This window comes from Thermoflavifilum thermophilum (genome assembly GCF_900116565.1).
GTDB classification, from domain to species: domain Bacteria; phylum Bacteroidota; class Bacteroidia; order Chitinophagales; family Chitinophagaceae; genus Thermoflavifilum; species Thermoflavifilum thermophilum.
Map to the genome: position 1 here is coordinate 747589 of NZ_FPCJ01000001.1, position 21268 is coordinate 768856.

The following is a 21268-nucleotide window of genomic DNA, read 5'->3' on the forward strand; positions in this document are numbered from 1 at the left end:
CTTTTCTTTTTTGTACGTGTATTCTTGCTATATTTGAAACAATAGCCTGTTGCTATGTTATTTAATGACAAAAACCTTTCAACGGGTAAATTATCCTTTCTCAGTGCCATCATCATCGGTATAGTTGCGATGCTGGTAGGCGCCCTGATGCACCTGCATATACTTCAGCTTTTGTGGCTAAGCCTTGTCACATGGGCTGCAGCATTTGCTATCATCCGCTATGTGATGGAAAAATTCCTGTACCGAAAAATCAAACTAATCTATAAACTCATTTACCAAACCAAAGCTACACCGCAAGAAGAGTTCTTTCAGAGTCACGTGCTTCCCAAACCCACGCTGGAAGAGGTGCAACACGATGTGGAATTATGGGCATCCCAGCAACGCAATGAGCTGGAAGTATTACGCAAAAACGAAAAATTCAGAAAGGAATTTCTGATGAATCTTTCTCATGAACTGAAAACACCCATTTTTGCCATTCAGGGATATATTCACACCTTGCTTGATGGCGCCATTGAAGATGCAGAAGTGAACCGCACTTTTCTGAAGAATGCAGCCAAAAATATTGACCGTTTATGCAGACTGATTGATGATGTAGATGAAATCTCCCGCCTGGAAAGCGGCGAAATTCAGTTGAATAAAGAAGCTTTTGTAATCCAGGATTTAATTAAGGATGTATTTGATTTGCTGTCCCTGAAGGCCGCTCAGAAAAATATTCAGTTTTACCTGAAGAAAGGATGTGAAACTCCGGTTACTGTGTATGCTGATAAAGAAAGGATACGTGAGGTACTGATTAACCTGATTGATAATTCCATCAAATACGGAAAGCGGGACGGACATACTTTTGCAAGCGTGTACAACACGGATGAACAACATGTACTGATTGAAATTTCTGATGACGGAATCGGCATCGCAGAAGAACATTTAACCAGGGTTTTTGAACGTTTTTACCGGACTGATAAGGCACGCAGCAGGGACGCAGGTGGTACCGGTCTTGGTCTGGCTATTGTAAAACATATCATCGAAGCACACGGACAAACCATTCACGTACGCAGCAAGCCTGATATCGGTTCTACTTTTGGATTCACTCTCGAATTATTCCGGGAATAAAACAGGTATCGCCTCGCATTGTGCGAGACGATACCCTACACCATCACTGCTTGTATATAGATGAAAAGCAGCCTGAAGAAATACAGCTTATTTATTCCATACCGTCCATCCCTGCGTCCAGTCATCTGTTCCGATAGCACCAATAAAATTTACTTTCTGGAAGAAACTATCATTAAATTTTCCATCAAATTTTGCTCCGCTCAACGCAAGAGAACCTGTTTTGGGTTTTACATTAGGCTGAGCATTGTTAAATGGATCTGTAAGCTGAATATCTGCTGGGTTGGTAAATATTGTACTGCTATCACGGCCTGTTACCAGAGTTTTTAAGGCAGCAGCAGATAAGATGGTTGTGTCATTTAGTTTATCTACCTGGGTTACATTGTTTACAGCATGCAAGAAAGAATTACGGAAACCGCTTATTCCATCTTTGTAATACTGTGCAGTGGGATCGTTGTCAATATCCAGCCCCGCTTTCTGACCACCTATTACAATGGAATTCACCATCTCAAACTGTGCTCCTCTTCTCCAACGCATGCCATATCCATAATCCGCACTGGTATTGGATGCATTATTGGGTCCAATAGCTGTAAAATTGGAAAGCAATGGGTGAGTAACAGGTGTAGCCGTGAAAGGCTTGGATGAACCATTGGTATTGTCCACTTCAAAATTGTTAGATAAATCACCGCCCGATTTTTTATCGGTAAAACCTGGATCTTTAATAGAAATGGCAAACTGAATCTTCCCATGAAAACCATCGTCCATATCATAATCATCATCTGCACAATTGTAAGCAATCAAATACCTGCAGTTAACAGATCCTCCAAAAAATTCAAAAGCATCATCCAAACCGCGTATCACTTGTATATATTCAACTGTGGTTCCATCCCCCACGGCATACAGTGAGAGGCCATTGATTTCATCATCTGGATTCACGGCCTTCCCAGCATATTCAATGCGTACATATCTCAACACACCAGAATTGTCATGATCATCGTTTCCACCAAATAATTTATGTTTATCATCCACGCCACCTTCCAGCACGGCATGATTCCCATTGCCTGTAGCCTTGCCTACCAATACCACGCCTCCTAAATCACCTGGCTTGGGATTAGGCTCTGCAGAGGTAAAAACAATGGGTTTATCCTTTGTGCCTTGTGCTATAATTTTTGCTCCTTTGTAAATAACCAGCACACCTGCTGAATCCTTATTGCTGATGATTTTAGTTCCTGCTTCAATAGTTAATATCGCCGGTGAATCCACATACACATATCCTCGAAGCCTGTACACCTTATTGCTACTCCAGGTAGTATTGCTAGTGATAATTCCTCTTATGTTAATAGTATCAGGAGAGGTTGTTACCGGAGGTTGAGGAGTTGGATTGTCACTGTTTTTAGAACAAGCGCCCATGATAGCTGATACAGCAATCAAGCAGAATAAAAATGTCTGTTTCATACTCATAATTTTGATTTTAAACAAATGTGAAATGAAATTGTAAATTGCTTGTTAATAAGTCATGAAATCAATATGAAATTTTTGCAACTACATGCTTATCCATAATAATCAAATCACCGTGAAATCAGATAACGCAGGGAAATGCTGGCTGTTAAACCTTCTTGTATATCAGATATGATTCGGTCCTGATTCGGGTCAAACCGTATATGCGATGTATTGCCATATTTGTAATAAAGTTGTGTATGCTGCATCAAAAGATTAGATAAGGTGAGCCGACATTGAAAACGCTGGTGGGAAAATTTTTTGCTTACCTGAAAATCAAGCATGTTTCTGGGACGTTCATACGTATCCAGCCCATCATTTTCTCCTCTGAACATCATACTCTCGCCATTTCGATTAAACAACACCGAGAGTGAAAAATCACCTCGATCAGATGCATAAGTGATCCCTGCATTGATCATATATTTTGATAATCCCTGTAACGGGCGACGCTGATGCTGACCCTGAAAATTCACCCCACCATCCAGGTATGAAAAATTACCATACAGGAAAATATGATTCCAGAAAGAGGAGTGAATGAGGAAATTTAGCTTTTTGTTCATTTCCAGTTCAAAACCATAATCGTAAGCATGATCAGCATTATCATAAGAAAGTACATCATTGCCCAGATTTACCTGTTCGACAGGCTGCTGAAAATGCTTGTAAAACAAGGAAAATGAAAAGATTTCATCTGCTGCAGGATAATATTCTACACGCAAATCCAGATTATCCTGTAAAGAACGTTTCAATTCAGAATTACCGGAAATAATAAAATTTCTTTTGTAATCATAATACCGATAAGGAGCCAACTCGCGGAATTCAGGCCGGTTTACTGAACGATAATATCCCAGTCTGATATCCACCTGGGGCTGCACATAATAGGTAACGTTTAGGGAAGGCAGTAAATCCAGATTTTCATATTTCTGTGTAGGCTGATTCAGCGAAATCAACTGCTGAAAATTATATTCAGTCCTAAGTCCCCATGTGAGCTGAAGAAGATTTCTAAAAAAATGATTTTCCATCATCACATAAGCAGCGGCAAGATGAGCTTTACCGGTATAGTCTTTTGTGTTTTGAGGAATATTGGCTAATAAAATTCGGTAATGATTGATGTTGGTATCAGAAAATAAATTTTCGATGGTTACATCTTTGCTGATATCAATAACTGCTCCCCGACCATAAGGATCCAGATCGCTGGCATAGCCCAATGCAAGAATGCTGAACAATCTTTGCCGGTATGTTTCAGATATGCCTGCTTTCAGCAACTGGGTTTGCGCATGCCACTTGATAGGAACACTCAGGCTAATCTGCGCGTTGTAAATATCTTCATGCAGTCTCGAATAAATACGGGCTGCTGTATTGACAGCCGGACTGTTTTCATTGGACAGATACAACGCATAGTTGCTGTTTTTCTTTTCAAGCGTAAGGATGCGTTGATCAGGTTCTAAACGATATGATCTTCCGTAAGAAGCTGTCCAGCCTATGCGAAGATGATTATTTCCCATCTGATGCGAACCTAAGAGTTGCGTCAGGTATAAACCCTGCTGGGTGATGTGTTGATTCTGGCTATATATAGGATTAACCTGATCAGAACCCACAAAAATTTTTCCTGTCCTTATATAAAAATCATTATGGAATTCATTGCTTGCAAATGTTATCCATGTCAGTTTGCTGTGAGCGGAAGAATACGCTATATTGAACAATGCTCCAGTGCGTACTTTTTTCTGAAATATATCGCTTTGAAGGTCATAAATCTCTTCCTTGTTGAGCAGATATTGCGCCTGATCCTGATCCAATACCTGATGGCTATTGTTGTATGAAACAGCAGCCATATAGCCGATTTTCTTTCCAGAATGAAAGGTAAGGGTGTTACCTCCTGCCAGTTGCAAGCTGAAAGGGAGAAAACTGGAAGGCTGGGAAACAGCGCCGAAGGTATTGGGGAACTGCCGGGTAATGGATATTTTCTGATCAGGACTGAGGGTGGCATATTGCTGGCGCACCAGCTGAAAGGCCGATGGCAAGTTGCGCGATTGACCGACCCATCCCAGAAAATCCAGATTGCCTTTCGACCTGCCTGTATAAAAATGCCTGAATGTAGTTTGGCTGTTGTAGCCGGTGCCAAGAGATACAGAAAAATAAGGCAATGCAGGAAAATCCCGGGTCCGCACCTGAATAGCCCCGCCAGCTGCATCACCTGGCAAATCGGGAGTCAAGGTTTTATAAACCACAACCTGATCCACCATTTCCGACGGAATGATATCAAAGGAAAAAGCCTTTGCATCGGGCTCGGTGGAGGGGGCGGGGGCATGGTTTAACAAGGTTTCGTTGTATCGTGCGGCAAGGCCCCGTACCACCGCAAATTTTCCATCTTCTACACGCACACCGCTGATGCGCTGAAGCACATCACCCATGTGTTTATCCGGCGAGCGGGCAATCATGTCGGCCGATATCCCATCACTGATCACGGGCTGTTTTTTTCGATCCGCATACAAGGCTTGTATGGAATTCTGCTGGAAAGAAGCCGTTACCACAATCTCAGATAAACGTGCAGAGGCTGCCCGCTCCAGCCCTACATTCAAGGTAGTGATAGTACCAGGTTCTACCTTTACACCTGTAATGATTTTTGTCTGATATCCAAGATATCTGAACAGCAAAGTATATTCACCGGCGGGAACCTGCCGAAGCAAATACTGACCATCCACATCGGAAATCGCTCCCTGCGAAGAGCCTTGCAGAATAACAGTTACTCCGGCCAATGCATTTTCTCCTTCCTGTGCATATGTTTTACCTGAAATGATACCATACACCTGAGCCTGTGACAAAAAAGAAATGCCAACCATGCAAAAGAGTAGTAATAATCTCATCCCTCTTATGTTTTCGAACACTGCAAAATTTCCTGCTGATGATTAACCAATTGTTAACCAAATGATAACTAAATATGAATCTTTCTGATTGAATACCCTTAGAACAGTTTTTCTCTTTTGGGAAAATGAAAATGCTTTTTACTAAATTTTTTAGTACATTAGCTGCATGAAAAAGAATGCCCTTTCCAATCAGATTTGGCCGGCAGATGCTCATAACCTGGAATATGAAGGTCAAATCTGGCAAACCCAAGAATATGTGTTGACAGCGCCGGTGCAAGGACCGCTGGCTGAGCGTATCGGTGAGGAAAGAGATGCTTTTAGCCGGAATTACCGGCACCCCCGGCTGGCTACAGATGCCCAGATTTGGCTCATTCATTTCTGGCAATGGGAAACGCAGGAAAAGAAGTTGATAGCCTATTTTAGCATGCTTGCTGCCCCGCAACCCCCTCTGCTGCTGGAAATTGACGGTTTTGGATTTATGCCCAGCCACAGTATCATCCTGAAAATCCGCAATGCATCAGCTGTTGCCGCTCTGGTGAAATCGTTCCGTCCTATGCAGCGCATGCTAAAGAGTTTAGCCAGCAAACCGCATTTCATCACAGAACCGTATTTGTTGTTTGCATCCAGGCTTAAGCCCTGGCAATATGAAAAAAGCGTACCCGAATACCAGCAAAAATCATTCGCCGGCCGATGTGTAGTGCAGGAATTAACATTGTGGAAAAAAGATGATCATCAGAAAGCTTTCCAGCAAATAGCACGCTTTCCGCTGCAAAAGGCCTCTTCACCAGAAGGGGCAGCAGGTGGACAGATTCAATACAGTTTGTTTGATTAAAAACTTGTATCATGACATATATCAAAGGTCGCGGTGCACAGCTGAATCCGCACAATCGTTTTGAAAAAACAAGGTTCAGCCGCGATGAACCAACAGCTATTGATGATTGGGAACAAGGCGATGAGCCTACACATTATATTGAGCAACAGACCAAAAGCCTGGTACACAAGGTAGAAAGCCCCGATGTGGGTATGATGTACAGCATGAATCCCTATCAGGGATGTGAGCATGGTTGCATTTATTGCTACGCACGAAATGCGCATGAATACTGGGGATACAGCGCCGGATTGGATTTTGAACGCAACATCATTGTGAAAATAAATGCTCCTCAACTGCTGGAACAGTTTCTGATGCAGCCCTCCTGGGAAGGGTGGCCCATTTCGCTGAGCGGCAACACCGATTGCTATCAGCCGGCCGAACAAAAATACCGCATCACCCGTCGGTTGCTGGAAATCTGTTATGCTTTCAAACAACCAGTAGGCATCATTACCAAAAATGCCTTTATCCTGCACGATAAGGATATATTGCAGGCCATGGCGCGTTACAGGTTGGTGAGCGTGCTGGTGTCCATTACTTCCTTTCACGAAGAACTGCGGCGCCTGATGGAACCGAGAACCACAACCGCTCAGCAAAGACTGCGCGTGATCCGGGAGCTAAGCCAGCTGGGCGTGCGCACCGGTGTGATGCTGGGACCCATGATTCCTGGATTGAATGAACACGAAATGCCTGCTATCATGAAAGCTGCCGCAGAAGCCGGCGCCACATTTTCAGCCTATACATTTATCCGCCTCAATGGTGCCATCAAACTGATTTTTCATGATTGGCTGTATAAAAATTTCCCCGACCGGGCCGATAAAGTCTGGCATCTCATTGAACAATCACATGGTGGTAAAGTCAATGACAGCCGATGGGGCGTGCGCATGCGCGGCGAAGGCCCTATCGCTGAGCTGGTTCGTCAGCAATTCATCAAATGCAACAAGCGATATGGCCTGAACGATGAACGATGGGAACTCGATAGCTCGCATTTTTGCAGACCCGGAAAACAGTTAAGTTTGTTTTAATGATTGTAAAAGTGAATTTTTTCAATTCATGTCATCCTATCTTTGAAAATGAATCCCCTATCATTTGAAATAAATCCTGTTGCTATGAAAACATGGATTACAGGTCTGACCATAAGCTTGCTTGCCGTACAGGCCGCATACGCACAAGCCAAAATATCCGACGAATATGTTGCGCGTTATGTGAATCAGCAGGTAACTGTTTGCGGAAAAATTGCGAGTACCTATTACGACTCCACTTCCAAACGCAAACCTACTTTTCTAAATTTCCGCTATCCACATCCCGATGAAACCTTTACCGTAGTGATCTGGGGAGATGACCGGAAAAATTTTCCTTACAAACCTGAAACCTATCTGAAAAACAAACAGATTTGTGTGAAAGGGAAAATTACATTGTTCCATGACGAACCCGAAATGATTATAACTTCTCCTGCACAGATTGAACTGGAAAATGAGAAGCCCTGATGAATCAAATCAGTTTCATCACGGGCCTTTGTACATCGTGATAAAATAAAAAAGTCCATCCTTCACGTTTGCCCTGCTCAGCAAATTGCTGCCTCAGTTCCATGCTTTTACGGCCATCGTAGTCATATTTGGCCACATAGCGTGTTTTCATCTGCAAATATTGAGGTGCTACATCGCCACCATAAAAAATAATTTCATCCTGATCTTGTATCCAGAACACAACGTGATAGGGACAATGCCCACCACTGAGCTGATACCGAATATGTGTATCAATATATCCTTCATCATGCAAAAGCATTACCTGATCAGATTGAAACAATAATTCAAACTCTTCTGCTGCATACGAAGAAGCTATATCCCCTCCTGTTTCACCTTCATTTTGCTGGGCATGTGAAAGAGCATATTTTAATTCATCTTCATGCACATAATAGATGGCCTGAGGAAAATTCAGCCTGTAACTTCCATCGGGATGGAGGCTGCAAATGCCACCTGCATGATCTTTATGCAAATGACTAAGCAACACATGCGTAATTTGTGAAGGATCAATTCCTTTTTCTTTCAGGATCTGATACAAAAGGAATTCCTGATTGTTAGACAGATTTAATCCGGTATCCAGCAAAATATAATGTGATCCTGCAATTACAAGAAATGGTTGAATCTCAATCAGCAATGAACCTTTCGGCCTATCCTGCAAACGATCATGCTGAGGATCAAAGGGGATAAATTTTTTACTTCTATCCACGGTAAATGTTCCTTCTGCAAGCGGAATAATTTGTGCCATCATTCACCATATTTTTGATGGATATTATCTTAAAATCTTCTGCCTGTCTGCATCCAAGCGTATCAATATAAAAAGCATCATCGTAAAGGTAATCATTGATGATCCACCGTAGCTCATCCACGGCAAAGGTATGCCAATGACCGGAGCCAATCCTGTGGTCATTCCAATATTGATGGCCACATGAAAAAACAATATACTCGCCAATCCATAAGCATATACCCTGCTGAATGTGGATCGCTGGCGTTCAGCTACCTGAATGATGCGAAACAACAATATCAGATACAAACCCAATAATCCAATGCTTCCTATAAAACCAAAATCTTCTCCGATGGTACAGAAAATAAAATCTGTACTCTGTTCCGGTACAAATTCGTAGCGGGTTTGGGTTCCTTTCAAATAGCCTTTCCCAAACAGCCCTCCTGAACCAATGGCTATTTTGGATTGCAGCACATTGTAACTTGACTTCGGACTTACTTCTTTGCCCAGCATCACATTGATTCGACTTACCTGATAAGGTTTCAGTACATGTGTGAATATATAAGGCACAACCTGCATCACAAATACACTGCAGAAACCCCAGATCAACAGGATCAGAAACAATCGTTCGGGATGACGCCGGAAGCTGCGCCGCATGAAATAAATCACGAACGCAGCGGCCACGCTGAATATCATCAGCAATATATGTTTCTCTACCAGCAAAGCAGAAAGCACTAACACAATCACAGAAAATCCAACAATAAGAATAATGCCCGGTAATCCTTCCCGATACAATACCAGAAAAAATGATAAGTAAACCAATGCCAACCCTGTTTCAGATTGCATCACAATGATGGCTGCAGGTAAAAGAATCAAGCCAATGGCAATCAGCCGCGCACGTAATGTGGAAAAATCCACATCCAGGCGCGATAAATATTTGGCGAGTGCCAGGTTGGTCGTAAGCTTTGTAAATTCTGCCGGCTGAAACTGAAAACCACCAATCACAAGCCAGGAGTGAGAACCTTTGATGTCTTTGCCGGCTACCAGCACCAGCAGCAACAACAAAATGCCAAATACATACATGAGATTGGCTAATGCAGGAAATAGTTTGCTGTCAACCAACAGAATGCCGAGAGCCAGTACCAGCGAAATGCACACCCACATCAACTGCCTGCTATAGTTTTTGCTCAGATGCAAGACGTTGTACCATACATCTTCCCCCGGCCGGTGCTCCACGGCAAAGATGGAAAACAAACCTATAAGCACCAGGATAAAATACAATGCCATCAGCACCCGGTCTATTCCCGGCTTAATCAAGTCTGTTGATGTGCGTACATGCGTGTCCACAGGTCAATATGTTTAACGCGCGACTATGCGCCTGGCCTCCAATTTATCACGAACCTGATTCAGCGAATCAATTCTGCGTTTCTTTTCCAAAATATATTCTGGTATCAGATTAGCTTCCGAAATCCGCTTTAACAACGGCAAACGATCCGTAGCAATGCTGTCACGCAAATATTTTTCAATCATCAGGCTGGCTATCGGTGCTGCCCAGCTGGCCCCAAAGCCGGCATTTTCCACCACCACGGCAATGGCGATTTTGGGATGTTCACGCGGTGCGAAAGCTGCAAATAATGAATGATCTTTCAACTCCACCCGTTTCCCGTTGATAATCGTAAAATTTTGAGCCGTACCTGTTTTCCCGCAAATCGTGATGCCCGGAATAGCAGCAATGGTAGCGGTTCCCCGTTCAACCACTGCTGCCATGGCACGGGTAACAATATCGTAATCCGTGTCCGATACATTGGCAGTGATCCGATGCAACACCAGGTGTGTGCGATAAAAATCCGGATCGCCTTCCACACTATCCACTACATGAGGCGTGTAATAATATCCGTGGTTGGCAATGATACACATCACATTGGCCAGCTGCAGAGGAGTTTCGGTGATTTCTCCCTGGCCAATGCCCAGTGATACGATGGTACAGGAATTCCAATGTCCTTTGCCAAATATTTTGTTGTAATGAGCTGTATCCGGAATATATCCGCTGTATTCACCAGGCAAATCAATTCCGAGTTTTTTACCCAGTCCAAAATCACTCACGTATCGGTACCACTCTGCCAACCCCAATGCAGGCCTGCGCTCTCTGTCCACAATAAAGCGAAACACCTGCGAAAAATAGGAGTTGCACGAATAGGCGATGGCATTGTACAGATTGGAAGCGTGTCCAGGAAAACTTTCTGTGCATTTGATTGGCCTTCCGCATCCCAGATACACACCCCGGCAATCATATCCGTATTGGGGAGTAATGACACCTTCGTGCAGGGCTATCAATGCATCTACAGGCTTGAAGGTAGAACCAGGCGGGTAAGTAGCCTGAATGGGACGATTAAACAAAGGAAGTTCGGGGTTTGTAAACAAGCGGGAAAATTTTTTGTTACGCTCTGAACCACTCAGTTCATTCGGATCATAGGTAGGACTGCTAACCATCGCCAGAATGCCGCCCGTATTGGGATCTATGGCTACTATGCTTCCAATTTTGTTTTGAAGCAGTTGTTCACCCAATTGTTGCAATTCTATATCCAGCGAGAGATACAGGTTTTTACCGGCTACAGCTGGTGTATCATACATGCCTCCGGCATACGAGCCCTGAATCCTGTTCCGGGAATCCCGCACCAGATATGTCACCCCACGCTGCCCGCGTAACACATCCTCATAACTGCGCTCCAAACCCGTTTTGCCTATAAAATCGCCGGCCTGGTAAAATCCATCGGAACGCCGGATAGTAGCAGAATCCACCTCGCCTATATATCCGAAAATATGAGCCCCTGCATGATAGGGGTAATTACGCACAGGCCTTTCCACCAGTTCAAAGCCAGGGAACTGATACAGGTTTTCTTCAATGCGGCCATACACGTCAGGAGGCAGTAATTCTGCAAAAACAGACTGGCGATAACGGGAATTCCGTATGATAATTTTTTCCATCCTCTCCCGGAAAGTGGCTGTATCAATACCCAGCAGCTCACATAAAAAAGCCGTATCCAGGTGCTTGACTTCCGAAGGTGTTACCATCAGATCGTAAAGGGCCGTGTTATTCACTACTACACGTCCATGGCGATCATAGATAATGCCCCGGGTAGGATATATGAGTTTGCGTACAATGGCCTGTGCATTGGCCAGCTGGCGATATTTTGTTTCGATCACCTGCAAATAAAACAACCGCATTGCTATGACAGCAAATACACCGATGAATATCAGCCGGATGATATTTTTTCTGGATTGGTGAAATTCAGCCATATGCTTAAAAACTACGGCTTTAGCGAAATACGGGACTTCAGACTGCCTGCAAACCTAATGAAAACCTGCCTGTAAAACCTTGATAATTATCTTCTCCTCGGGCGTTTTTCAAAAAACAATAATCCATACACAAAAATCAATAGCAGGGTAACAAGGGTGGAAAACACAATCTTCATCGCCAGGTAAGGGGTTGCCTGAAAGTTGAATACTTCCAGAGTAAAATAAATCACGTGGTGAATCAATACCAACATGCCTGCATAAAAAACGAATTTACCCGTACCCATGGTAGCGGGCGAGGGAGACCGGGTAGTATCTTCAAAACCACCTTGAGGAGCAAGCATCCCGATGAGGAAAGGACGGAGATAGGCAATAGCCGCACAGGCTGCAGCATGTAATCCGGGTGTATGCATGAAATTATCTATAATCCAACCGGTGGCTGTGCCGATCATCAACAATAACCAACGGGGTGTCTGAAAAGGCAAAAGCAAAATTAAAAGCAGATACAGATAAGGCTGCACCCATCCATTCAGCATGATATTGTTCAGGATAAACACCTGAACAAAAATCAACAACACAAAACGAATGATATTTTTGAACAACTCACTCATGGTGAAACCACATTGGATTCAACCTGCAACTGCTCAGGCGCCTGCAGGTTTTCAATCACATACACATATCTAAGTCTGCTGAATGGCGTAGCCAATCGAATACGGGCTACCTGAAAATTGCTGGCCGGCTGATGCGCCACTTTTTCCACATAACCCACGACAATACCAGGCGGAAACATCACAGAAAAGCCGCTGGTCACCACGGTATCATTTTTATACAAAGCTACACTTCGGGGTATGTCAGAAAACAAAGCCGTAGTGGGATCTTCACCATCCCACCGCACATAACCGATATCGCCTGTGCGTTTGAGCCGTACACTGAGCCTGAAATCCTTATGCAATAACGACATCACAAGGGCATAATGATCACTGGCTCGAACCACCACACCGGCTACACCCTGGCTGCTTACCACACCCATATGGGCATGCACACCTTCCAGCTTGCCCCGATGAATGGTGATGTAATTGCTGGCATGGACAATGCTGTTGTTTACCACTTCTGCAGGTAAATAAGCATATTGCCGGTGATGGGCGGTATCGCGGATAAGCTGGCGGGAAGTATCGGGAAAGCTGAAGTCCTGCAGCAGCTGATTTCGCAGGCGGGCATTTTCCGCAAGCAGGCTTTCGTTGACCTGCTTGAGATGGAAATACTGCATCACATCCGCATAATGCTGATATAGCCTGCCCATCCATTCCTCAGAAAACTGCAGAAACCACGCTTGCTGAAAGGGATTCTGGCTGAACACCCTGTTCAAACATATCGCCTCAATGGCAATAAACAAGAGCAGATTAAAATAACGCCGGATGAACAGAATCAGATTGCGCACGGCCTTGGTTTATGCAGAATATGGATGATGAAGCAATAGTTTCATCAGGTTACTGCATCAAAAACGGATATTTGCCAATGTGTTTCAATGCAATGCCGGTGCCCCTCACCACAGCCCGCAGCGGATCATCGGCCACATGCACGGGGAGCTTGATTTTCTGCGCCAGCCTCTTGTCAAGCCCACGCAGCAAGGCCCCTCCACCAGTTAAATACAAACCTCTGCGGTAAATATCAGCAGCCAGCTCGGGCGGCGTGGTTTCCAGCGCTTTCAATATGGCTTCTTCAATTTTGAAAATGGACTTATCCAGCGCCTCGGCAATTTCCTGATAGGAGACCATGATTTGTTTCGGAATGCCCGTCACCAAATCACGCCCATTCACCGGCATATCATCCGGCGGATTGTCAAGCTCTTTCAAAGCCGATCCTATTTGTACTTTGATCTGTTCGGCTGTACGTTCACCAATCAGCAAGCTATGATAGCGCCGCAAAGCCTCCATGATATCGGCCGTAAATTCATCACCCGCAATGCGGATGGATTGATCACAGACAATGCCGGCCAGCGCAATCACCGAAATACCTGTGGTACCACCGCCAATATCAATAATCATGTTGCCCACCGGCTCTTCCACGTCAATGCCAATGCCCAGTGCTGCTGCCATGGGCTCGTGAATCAAATACACCTCCTTCGCTCCTGCCTGCTCGGCCGAGTCGCGTACGGCGCGCTTTTCCACCTCCGTGATGCTGGAAGGGATGCAAATCACCATTCGCCAGCTGGGCGTGAAAAATGGTTTCTTGGGATTGACCATTTTGATCATCTCCCGCAGCATGCCCTCCGCAGCATTGAAATCGGCGATGACACCATCTTTCAAAGGCCTGATGGTGCGAATGTATTCGTGGGTTTTTTCATGCATCATCATGGCCTTTTTCCCTACTGCAATGATTTTACCGGTAGCCCGTTCAACGGCCACAATGGAGGGCTCATCCACCACCACCTGGTCATTATGGATAATCAAGGTATTGGCCGTACCTAAGTCAATTGCCAGATCTTGCGTCATGAAATTCAGGAATCCCATAGGAAAAAGCAACGTAGTATTGAAAACGTAAAGAAATGAAAATTGTGTTGCAAAATTGGGATAATTTTTTTACGAAAATGTAGTTTCGGGTTTTTATTTCTATGATGCAAAACCTATAAAAATTCCCACCCGATATCGCGTCTGAAATATTTCCCTTCGAAGTTTACTGCTTCAGCCAGTTTCAGGGATTTTTCCCTGGCTGTATGCAAATCCTTTCCCAGTGAGGTGATAGCCAATACCCGCCCGCCGGAAGTCACAATCCGGCCCTCCTGTCGGCTCGTGCCCGCATGAAACAGAAAGCTTCCTTCGGGTATATCACCGGGCAAATGCACGGGCAAGCCTTTGCGATAGCTGCCCGGATAGCCGCCTGATGCCAAAACGAGCGTGAGCGCGCACTCTCCTCTTACCTCAAGCTGCACCTGTGCCAGCCTGCCCTGCTGTGCCTGCAAGATCACCTCCATCAGGTCATTCCGGATGCGGGGCAGGATGGCTTCCGTTTCAGGGTCGCCCAACCTGCAGTTGTATTCGATGACATACGGATCGCCGCTGACGGACATTAACCCTAAAAACAGAAAACCCCGATACGGACACCCTTCCTGTTGCATCCCCACCAGTGTAGGTTTGATAATGCGGGTTTCTACCTTTTGCAAAAAAGCTGCATCGGCAAAAGGCACAGGTGAAACAGCACCCATCCCGCCAGTATTCAAACCCGTATCGCCCTCACCAACCCGCTTGTAGTCTTTTGCTTCAGGCAATAGCACATAATGTTGACCGTCGGTGAACAGAAACACGGAGACTTCCACACCGGACAGATACTGCTCCACCACTACCTGCCGGCTGGCCTCTCCGAACTTTTCATGCGCGAGCATTTCTTCCAGTTGCACAATGGCCTCATCGGTATCGTTGCAGATAAGCACGCCTTTCCCGGCTGCCAGGCCATCGGCTTTCAGTACCACAGGCATGGGATGCTGCCGCAGATAAGCTTTGCCGGCTTCAAGTTCATCCTGCCGAAAAACCCGGTATGAAGCAGTAGGAATACCATATCGTTGCATAAATGCTTTGGCAAAAGCCTTGCTGCCTTCCAGCCTGGCTGCAGCCTGTGAAGGGCCTACTACGCGTACAGACTGCAATCCTGCAGCGCGTGGAAGCACATCGGCAATACCTGCCACCAGCGCATCTTCTGAGCCGGGCACCACCACATCAATATCCTGCTCACGGCAAAAGTTCTCTATCTCTGCAAACGCCAGAGGAGAAAGTGACACATTTTCGGCAACTTGTGCCGTGCCGGCATTGCCAGGGGCTACATACAGCCCATCACAGTACTTACTTTGACTGAGTTTCCATGCCAGGGCGTGCTCCCGCCCACCACCACCCAGAATGAGGATACGCATTTTTTTCCTGCAAAGAAAAAGGTTTCATGCGTATGACCAGAACCTAAAATGATTTTTATAGTATTTTTCCGTTTTAAAATGCCGTTACACGGGCTTTAAAACAAGGTTTTACACATTTCATCACACAAAATCGCTTTGTTTATGGAAGGTAACTCGTCTGCAAAAACCCCTTCACCAGGCCGCAAAAATGGCCACCATCCGGGATTGTATGTGTTGTTTTTCACGGAAATGTGGGAAAGATTCGGATATTATTTGATGGTAGGTATTTTCCTGTTGTATCTCATTGACCCTATCAGTCATGGTGGAAAAGGATTTGATACCCGAAGAGCTGCCGATCTGGTAGGCTCTTATATTGCACTGGTATATCTTACTCCTTTTATCGGCGGATTGCTGGCCGACCGGTATCTGGGCTATCGGCGTGCAGTTATTCTGGGAGGCATTCTGCTGGCTTGCGGATATTACGGACTTGCCCTTCCGGGAAATACAGCCATGTATGTTTCTCTGCTGCTTATTATTTTGGGGAACGGTTTTTTCAAACCCAATATCAGCACCATCTTGGGCAATCTGTATAACCGCGAAGATTTGCGACCCAAAAAAGATGTGGCTTACAATATTTTTTACATGGGCATTAACCTGGGAGCCTTCGTGTGCAACTTCGTGGCGGCTTATATGCGTAACCATTTTGGCTGGGGATATGCTTTTGCTGCAGCAGGTGTGGGCATGACCATCGGGTTGATCTGGTTTATTTCCGGTATGCGCTACATTAAGGAGGGTGATGTGAAAAAGCCCGTACAAAAGGAAGATATGCCTCTGAGCAAAATTTTCGGTTATGTGTTTTTGCCGGCTATAATAGCCGCTGCTATTGGATATTTGTTCAGCAGCTTCACGGGTCATACCCTGTTTGGTACCCGGTCGAATGATGCTTTTATGTTTGCCTGTGTGCCCATCGTCATTTTCTACGGCAGCCTGTATTTCCGTGCTAACCGGGAAGATAAGCGAGGCCTGGGTGCCTTGTTTGCATTCTTTTTGGTGTCCACGGTGTTTTGGGTTATTTACAACCAGAACAGCACGGGTCTTACCATCTGGGCTGATCAGTACACCAACCGGCAGATGCCGCCGGCTCTCGAAAAAATTGTAAAACCTTTTGGGATGCTGCAAACAGTGACTACTGATTCGCAGATGGTGGTGAAAATGGATCGTTATTTCCGGGCACAAACCAATGCACAGGGTACAACGGTGATGGTAAAAGGCATTGATCCTTATTTCCAGAATCTGCCCAGGAGCCAATGGCCTTCCAGCGGGCAGCTACATTTGCTTTCCACGGAAATTTTTCAATCCGTGAATCCGTTTTTCATCATTGTATTTACACCTTTGCTGGTGGGGCTGTTCAGCTGGCTGCGCGGCAAAGGCAAGGAACCCACCACGCCCATCAAGGTTACGCTGGGCATCTGGGTTGCCGGCCTTTCTTCGCTGCTAATGGTGATTGCCATCAGTACCCGCGATATTTATGTGGACAAGGCCAGTATGCTGTGGGTGATTGCTACCTATGCCGTATTTACCATCGGCGAGTTGCTGGTGAGCCCCATCGGCCTATCGATGGTTTCCAAGCTTTCCCCCACTCGGCTTACAGCGTTGATGATGGGTGGCTGGTTCCTCGTGAATTCCATCGCTGGCAAGCTGGCCGGGTTGATGGCCACTTTCTGGGATAGCTTCATTGACAAAAAATATTATTTCTTGATCCTGGTCATTGCAGCCGCTGCAGCAGGTTTCATTATGTTGCTGCTGAGCCGGTGGGTAGCTAAAGTTGTCTATGAAAAAACAGGTGCGTATTGACACCATCAAACGAGCCATAAGCAAAATTCATATACTTCCTGACGATGAATTGACATGTGCCGGCCCGATGCGCGGCAAAGTTTGTTAATTTTGAGCTATCAAAATCAGAAGACCATGGAAACTACGAAACCCGTGTTTCTAAAGTCGGCCGATGAAGAACTGTTTCGTGAAATCAAACGAAAGGCACATGAAGTGGTGCGGCAATTGGAGCCTTTGCGCAGCTGGCAGATTCGTTTCAAGGCCATTTTGTTTCCAGCTCTATTTGTTGCAGCCTATGCTTCAGCGCTGATTTGGGGAGAAAACACACGCATATTGTATGGTTGCTATTTCGTGATGGGACTGCTGCTGGTCATCATTTTCCTGAATCAGATTCATGATGCCGTGCATGGCGTGTTATGGAAAAAGAAATGGCTGAATGAATTGTACATTCATTTTTTTGATCTGATGGGTGCCAACAGCTTTGTGTGGCGCATACGTCATACCCGCCTGCATCACAACTATCCCAACATCATGGGATGGGATAGTGATATTGAACAAAGTGATCTGGCTCGTGTATTTCCCTATGGCCCATACAGCAAAATCCATAAATACCAGCACATTTATCTGCCCTTGATTTATCCTTTTTATCTGCTGAACTGGCTGCTGGTACGCGATTTCAAAGATTTCTTCAATAAGAAAAAACCCGTATGGAAAGTTACCCAAATCCCCAGAAAAGAATATTATAAACTTTTTTTCTTTAAGGCTTTCTTTCTGTTTTACACGATTGTGATTCCCAAACTGGTATTGGGTATCAGCTGGGGACAGGCTATTGCTGCATTTTTGATTTTCATTTTTACAGCCAGCATTTTTTCACTGATTGTGCTGCTTTCCCCGCATGCCAATACGGAAAATGAATTTCCATTGCCCGATGAACACAACCAGATTCATCATCCCTGGTTCATGCATCAGCTCAAGAATACCAACGATGTTACGCACGATAACTGGTTTACGCGCTTTTTCATGGGATGTTTCAACTATCATGTGGCTCATCATCTGTTTCCCAATATCAACCACGTGTACTATCCGGAAGTAACGGCTATTTTACGAGAAGAAGCCCAAAAGCATCATCTGCCCTACAGAAGCTATCCATTATGGTATTCACTCAAAAAGCATTATGAATTGCTCAAACAAAACCGTATGCCGGAAAACATTTTTGAGGAAACCATGTAATCAGGCAAAAAAATAAATCAAAACCCCGGTTAACAGCCGGGGTTTTTTATGCAAATACATATAGATACGTACGATGTATTTTATCTGTTTGGGCGCCGGTGGCCCGGTGCAGGGCCATCATCTTTTCATTGAAATCGCCTACCCATGCGAGTTCTACACCTTTGATGGTTTTGCGGGGCAATACTTCTTCTTGCAAGCAACGCACCAGTGCCGATTCCATACCATGATTCTGAAAACGTTTTTTGCAGCCCATGACAATAATCCGCAGCCGATCAATGGTATGCGTGTATTTATACCACAAAAATTTCAGTTTACCCCAAAGATTTAACTTTCCATGTACATGTTTTAAAATCTGATTGGCATCGGGAAGACACACAATAAAAGCCACTGGCTCCTGTTCATAGTAAGCAAACCAGATGATTTTTTCATCGAGAATGGGGCGCATCTGGCGAAACACATCGCGGATGGTGTCCAGGCTCATCGGCGTGAAATTGGGAAAATCGCTCCAGGCATCGTTGTAGATTTCCTGAAAATCGCGAAAGAATTTTTCCTGATCTTTTAACCGGAAATGTTCAAAATGATAACCCGGTTTTTTCATCACCCAATCAGAAATGCGAGTAAATCGTTCAGGCATGGGCACGGTGGCATCTAAAAAATTGGTGTACTGGTCGTATGCCTTCACGAAGCCATAGTTTTCAAACAACTGCTGATAGTAAGGCGGATTGTAATTCATGCCAAAGCTGGGTGGCTTAAAACCTTCTACCAGCAAGCCCCAGTACCGATCGTTTTCACCAAAGTTCACCGGGCCTTCCATAGCCTGCATGCCTTGCTGCTGCAACCAGGCTTTTGCGGTATCAAACAAAATATTGGCGGCTTGCTGATCGTCAATACATTCAAAAAAGCCCACCCCTCCTGTGGGGCTTGGAAACTTATACGCCCGATGTTCGTCCACAAACGCAGCAATACGTCCAACGGGCTTTCCTTGCGCATCATACAAAACCCAGCGCGTACACACCCCGTGTGAAAAATAACTGTTGCGTTGCGGATCAAAAATGTCGCGAATATCATTTTCCAAAGGGCTTACCCAGTTGGGATCATGGCGATAAATCCATTTCGGCAGTCGTAGAAAATCTTTTTCTGTGCGCCGATCATTGACTTCCTGAATGCGCATGCACAATGGCTTATTGTGGCTGCGAACTTACATAAATCCCTTCATGTGCGATCAAGGCTGGTAAAGAAAATTAAATGAAATCCAGGTAAGGATAATTTTTGCCAAGAATAAGCTGATCGTTGGCTTCAAGCCATTTATGGAGGATGGTGGCATAGACCTGCTTGAAATCAATTTCATAGCGCAAATCGCCTTGATCAAGATTCTGCAGATCAGGAGGTGCATTCAACACACCTTGCCGTTTCAATCCACCTGAAATCAGAAACATACAATTGGCTGTGCCATGATCGGTGCCCGCACTGGCGTTCTGACTTACCCTGCGGCCAAATTCGGAAAAGGTCATGATTATCACATCCTGAAAACGATTGTGCTTTTTCAGGTCGTTGCGAAAAGCCAGGATAGCGTCGTTCAGCTGTTTGAACAATCGCTGCTGCTGAGGTTGCTGATTTACATGGGTATCAAAACTGCCCAGGGAAAGATAATACACGCGGGTGGGCAATCCGGCCAGTATCAAGGAAGCTACTGTCTTCATATCTTTCCCGATCTGGGTATCCGGATATTGTCCATCTTCGTGATACAATCCTGCCTGATCATACAAATAATCGGCTGAAGAAAGGGTTTCGGCCATTACTTTATAGAGATAATCCACCTGCAGGTGATCATCATCCACTACGGGTTTTTTCAGGATTTCACGGAAGAAGGGATCATCGCTGGCCCGGTGGAGCTGAGCGGGATCATGAACAGCCAGACCGGTATATTGTGCACCTTTCATGGCTTTGCTAAGGGTATCATCTACTTCTATAGCCTGCACAGACGGATGCGGACATCCGCTGCACTGGGCATCCAGATAACGGCCCACCCAGCCCGTGGTGAGCACCTGCTGGCTATCGCTGGCCGTTTGCCAGATATCCATAGAGCGGAAATGGGAGCGATCGGGATTCGGGTAACCCACGCTGTTGAGAATAGCCAGTTCGCCATTCTCATACAATTCCTTTAGTCCTTCCAATGCTGGATGCAGGCCCTGTTCATCGGTAAGGCCTACGACCTGCGATTTCGGGATGGCCAGTTGGGGTCGGCTTTCGTAGTACATATCGTTTCGGTACGGAATCACGGTATTCAATCCGTCATTGCCACCGGAAAGCTGAATGATGACCAGCACTTTTTGTCCTTCCGAAAGGCCGGGTTGTTCAAATGCTTTGAGAAAACGGGGTACCAGCATGGCTGCCGTAGCCAGGGAACCTATTTTCAGAAATTCACGACGATGTAAAATCAACATAATGAAATGTTTT

Annotated in this window: 17 protein-coding genes; 6 read left to right on the top strand and 11 right to left on the bottom strand. The window is 45.2% G+C overall.

Annotated features, from left to right (window positions below; genetic code table 11):
* The first annotated feature begins 54 nt into the window (after positions 1–54).
* Positions 55–1107 (top strand): sensor histidine kinase, encoded by a 1053-nt coding sequence (locus BM367_RS03245; protein ID WP_092457652.1) that lies wholly within the window; start codon positions 55–57, stop codon positions 1105–1107.
* An 87-nt stretch (positions 1108–1194) separates the two neighbouring features.
* Here the strand turns inward: BM367_RS03245 and BM367_RS03250 are convergent, their stop codons facing one another.
* Both BM367_RS03250 and BM367_RS03255 read right to left on the bottom strand, forming a co-directional pair.
* Positions 1195–2559 (bottom strand): hypothetical protein, encoded by a 1365-nt coding sequence (locus tag BM367_RS03250; RefSeq protein WP_092457655.1) that lies wholly within the window; start codon positions 2557–2559, stop codon positions 1195–1197.
* A 113-nt stretch (positions 2560–2672) separates the two neighbouring features.
* A complete protein-coding gene (locus BM367_RS03255; RefSeq protein ID WP_177224089.1) occupies positions 2673–5438 on the bottom strand; it encodes a TonB-dependent receptor in 2766 nt (921 codons plus the stop codon).
* A 190-nt stretch (positions 5439–5628) separates the two neighbouring features.
* Here BM367_RS03255 and BM367_RS03260 point away from each other — a divergent pair, with 190 nt between their 5' ends.
* The 3 genes from BM367_RS03260 (at position 5629) to BM367_RS03270 (ending at position 7817) form a co-directional block, all read left to right on the top strand.
* A complete protein-coding gene (locus tag BM367_RS03260; protein ID WP_092457661.1) occupies positions 5629–6294 on the top strand; it encodes a 2'-5' RNA ligase family protein in 666 nt (221 codons plus the stop codon).
* An 11-nt stretch (positions 6295–6305) separates the two neighbouring features.
* Positions 6306–7355: a PA0069 family radical SAM protein gene (locus tag BM367_RS03265; RefSeq protein ID WP_092457664.1), complete on the top strand. Its 1050-nt coding sequence runs from the start codon at positions 6306–6308 to the stop codon at positions 7353–7355.
* A gap of 84 nt (positions 7356–7439) precedes the next feature.
* Positions 7440–7817: a DNA-binding protein gene (locus BM367_RS03270; RefSeq protein WP_143103933.1), complete on the top strand. Its 378-nt coding sequence runs from the start codon at positions 7440–7442 to the stop codon at positions 7815–7817.
* A 4-nt stretch (positions 7818–7821) separates the two neighbouring features.
* On the opposite strand, the gene BM367_RS03275 is transcribed toward BM367_RS03270, so the two are convergent.
* The 7 genes from BM367_RS03275 to purD all read right to left on the bottom strand — a co-directional run bounded on the left by BM367_RS03275 (position 7822) and on the right by purD (position 15769).
* Positions 7822–8601: an MBL fold metallo-hydrolase gene (locus tag BM367_RS03275; protein ID WP_245759879.1), complete on the bottom strand. Its 780-nt coding sequence runs from the start codon at positions 8599–8601 to the stop codon at positions 7822–7824.
* 21 nt (positions 8602–8622) lie between these two features.
* Positions 8623–9921: a rod shape-determining protein RodA gene (rodA, locus tag BM367_RS03280; protein ID WP_245759880.1), complete on the bottom strand. Its 1299-nt coding sequence runs from the start codon at positions 9919–9921 to the stop codon at positions 8623–8625.
* Between the two features lie 12 nt (positions 9922–9933).
* Positions 9934–11871, bottom strand: coding sequence for a penicillin-binding protein 2 (mrdA, locus tag BM367_RS03285; RefSeq protein ID WP_092457674.1), 1938 nt, complete (start codon positions 11869–11871; stop codon positions 9934–9936).
* Between the two features lie 86 nt (positions 11872–11957).
* A complete protein-coding gene (gene mreD, locus BM367_RS03290) occupies positions 11958–12479 on the bottom strand; it encodes a rod shape-determining protein MreD (protein WP_092457677.1) in 522 nt (173 codons plus the stop codon).
* Positions 12476–13306 carry a rod shape-determining protein MreC gene (gene mreC, locus BM367_RS03295; protein WP_092457679.1) on the bottom strand — a complete coding sequence of 277 codons (831 nt, stop codon included), beginning with the start codon at positions 13304–13306 and terminating at the stop codon, positions 12476–12478. Before mreC ends, mreD begins: the two co-directional genes overlap by 4 nt.
* Before the next feature lie 49 nt (positions 13307–13355).
* Entirely contained in the window at positions 13356–14360 is a 1005-nt protein-coding gene (locus BM367_RS03300) for a rod shape-determining protein (RefSeq protein WP_449649453.1), read from the bottom strand.
* Between the two features lie 131 nt (positions 14361–14491).
* A complete protein-coding gene (purD, locus tag BM367_RS03305; RefSeq protein ID WP_092457685.1) occupies positions 14492–15769 on the bottom strand; it encodes a phosphoribosylamine--glycine ligase in 1278 nt (425 codons plus the stop codon).
* A 141-nt stretch (positions 15770–15910) separates the two neighbouring features.
* Between purD and BM367_RS03310 the strand changes: the two genes are divergently transcribed.
* Together BM367_RS03310 and BM367_RS03315 are read left to right on the top strand one after the other, a co-directional pair.
* Complete coding sequence (locus tag BM367_RS03310; RefSeq protein ID WP_092457688.1) at positions 15911–17602, top strand: peptide MFS transporter; 1692 nt, start codon at positions 15911–15913, stop codon at positions 17600–17602.
* 114 nt (positions 17603–17716) lie between these two features.
* The gene (locus BM367_RS03315; RefSeq protein WP_092460890.1) at positions 17717–18811 is read left to right on the top strand and encodes a fatty acid desaturase family protein; all 1095 of its coding nucleotides are present in this window, start codon (positions 17717–17719) and stop codon (positions 18809–18811) included.
* A 46-nt stretch (positions 18812–18857) separates the two neighbouring features.
* Here BM367_RS03315 and BM367_RS03320 read toward each other — a convergent pair whose 3' ends face one another.
* Positions 18858–19982, bottom strand: a complete 1125-nt coding sequence (locus tag BM367_RS03320; RefSeq protein WP_092457691.1) for an N-acetyltransferase — start codon at positions 19980–19982, stop codon at positions 18858–18860.
* Between the two features lie 70 nt (positions 19983–20052).
* The gene (locus tag BM367_RS03325) at positions 20053–21255 is read right to left on the bottom strand and encodes a DUF1501 domain-containing protein (protein ID WP_092457694.1); all 1203 of its coding nucleotides are present in this window, start codon (positions 21253–21255) and stop codon (positions 20053–20055) included.
* Between the last annotated feature and the right edge of the window lie 13 nt (positions 21256–21268).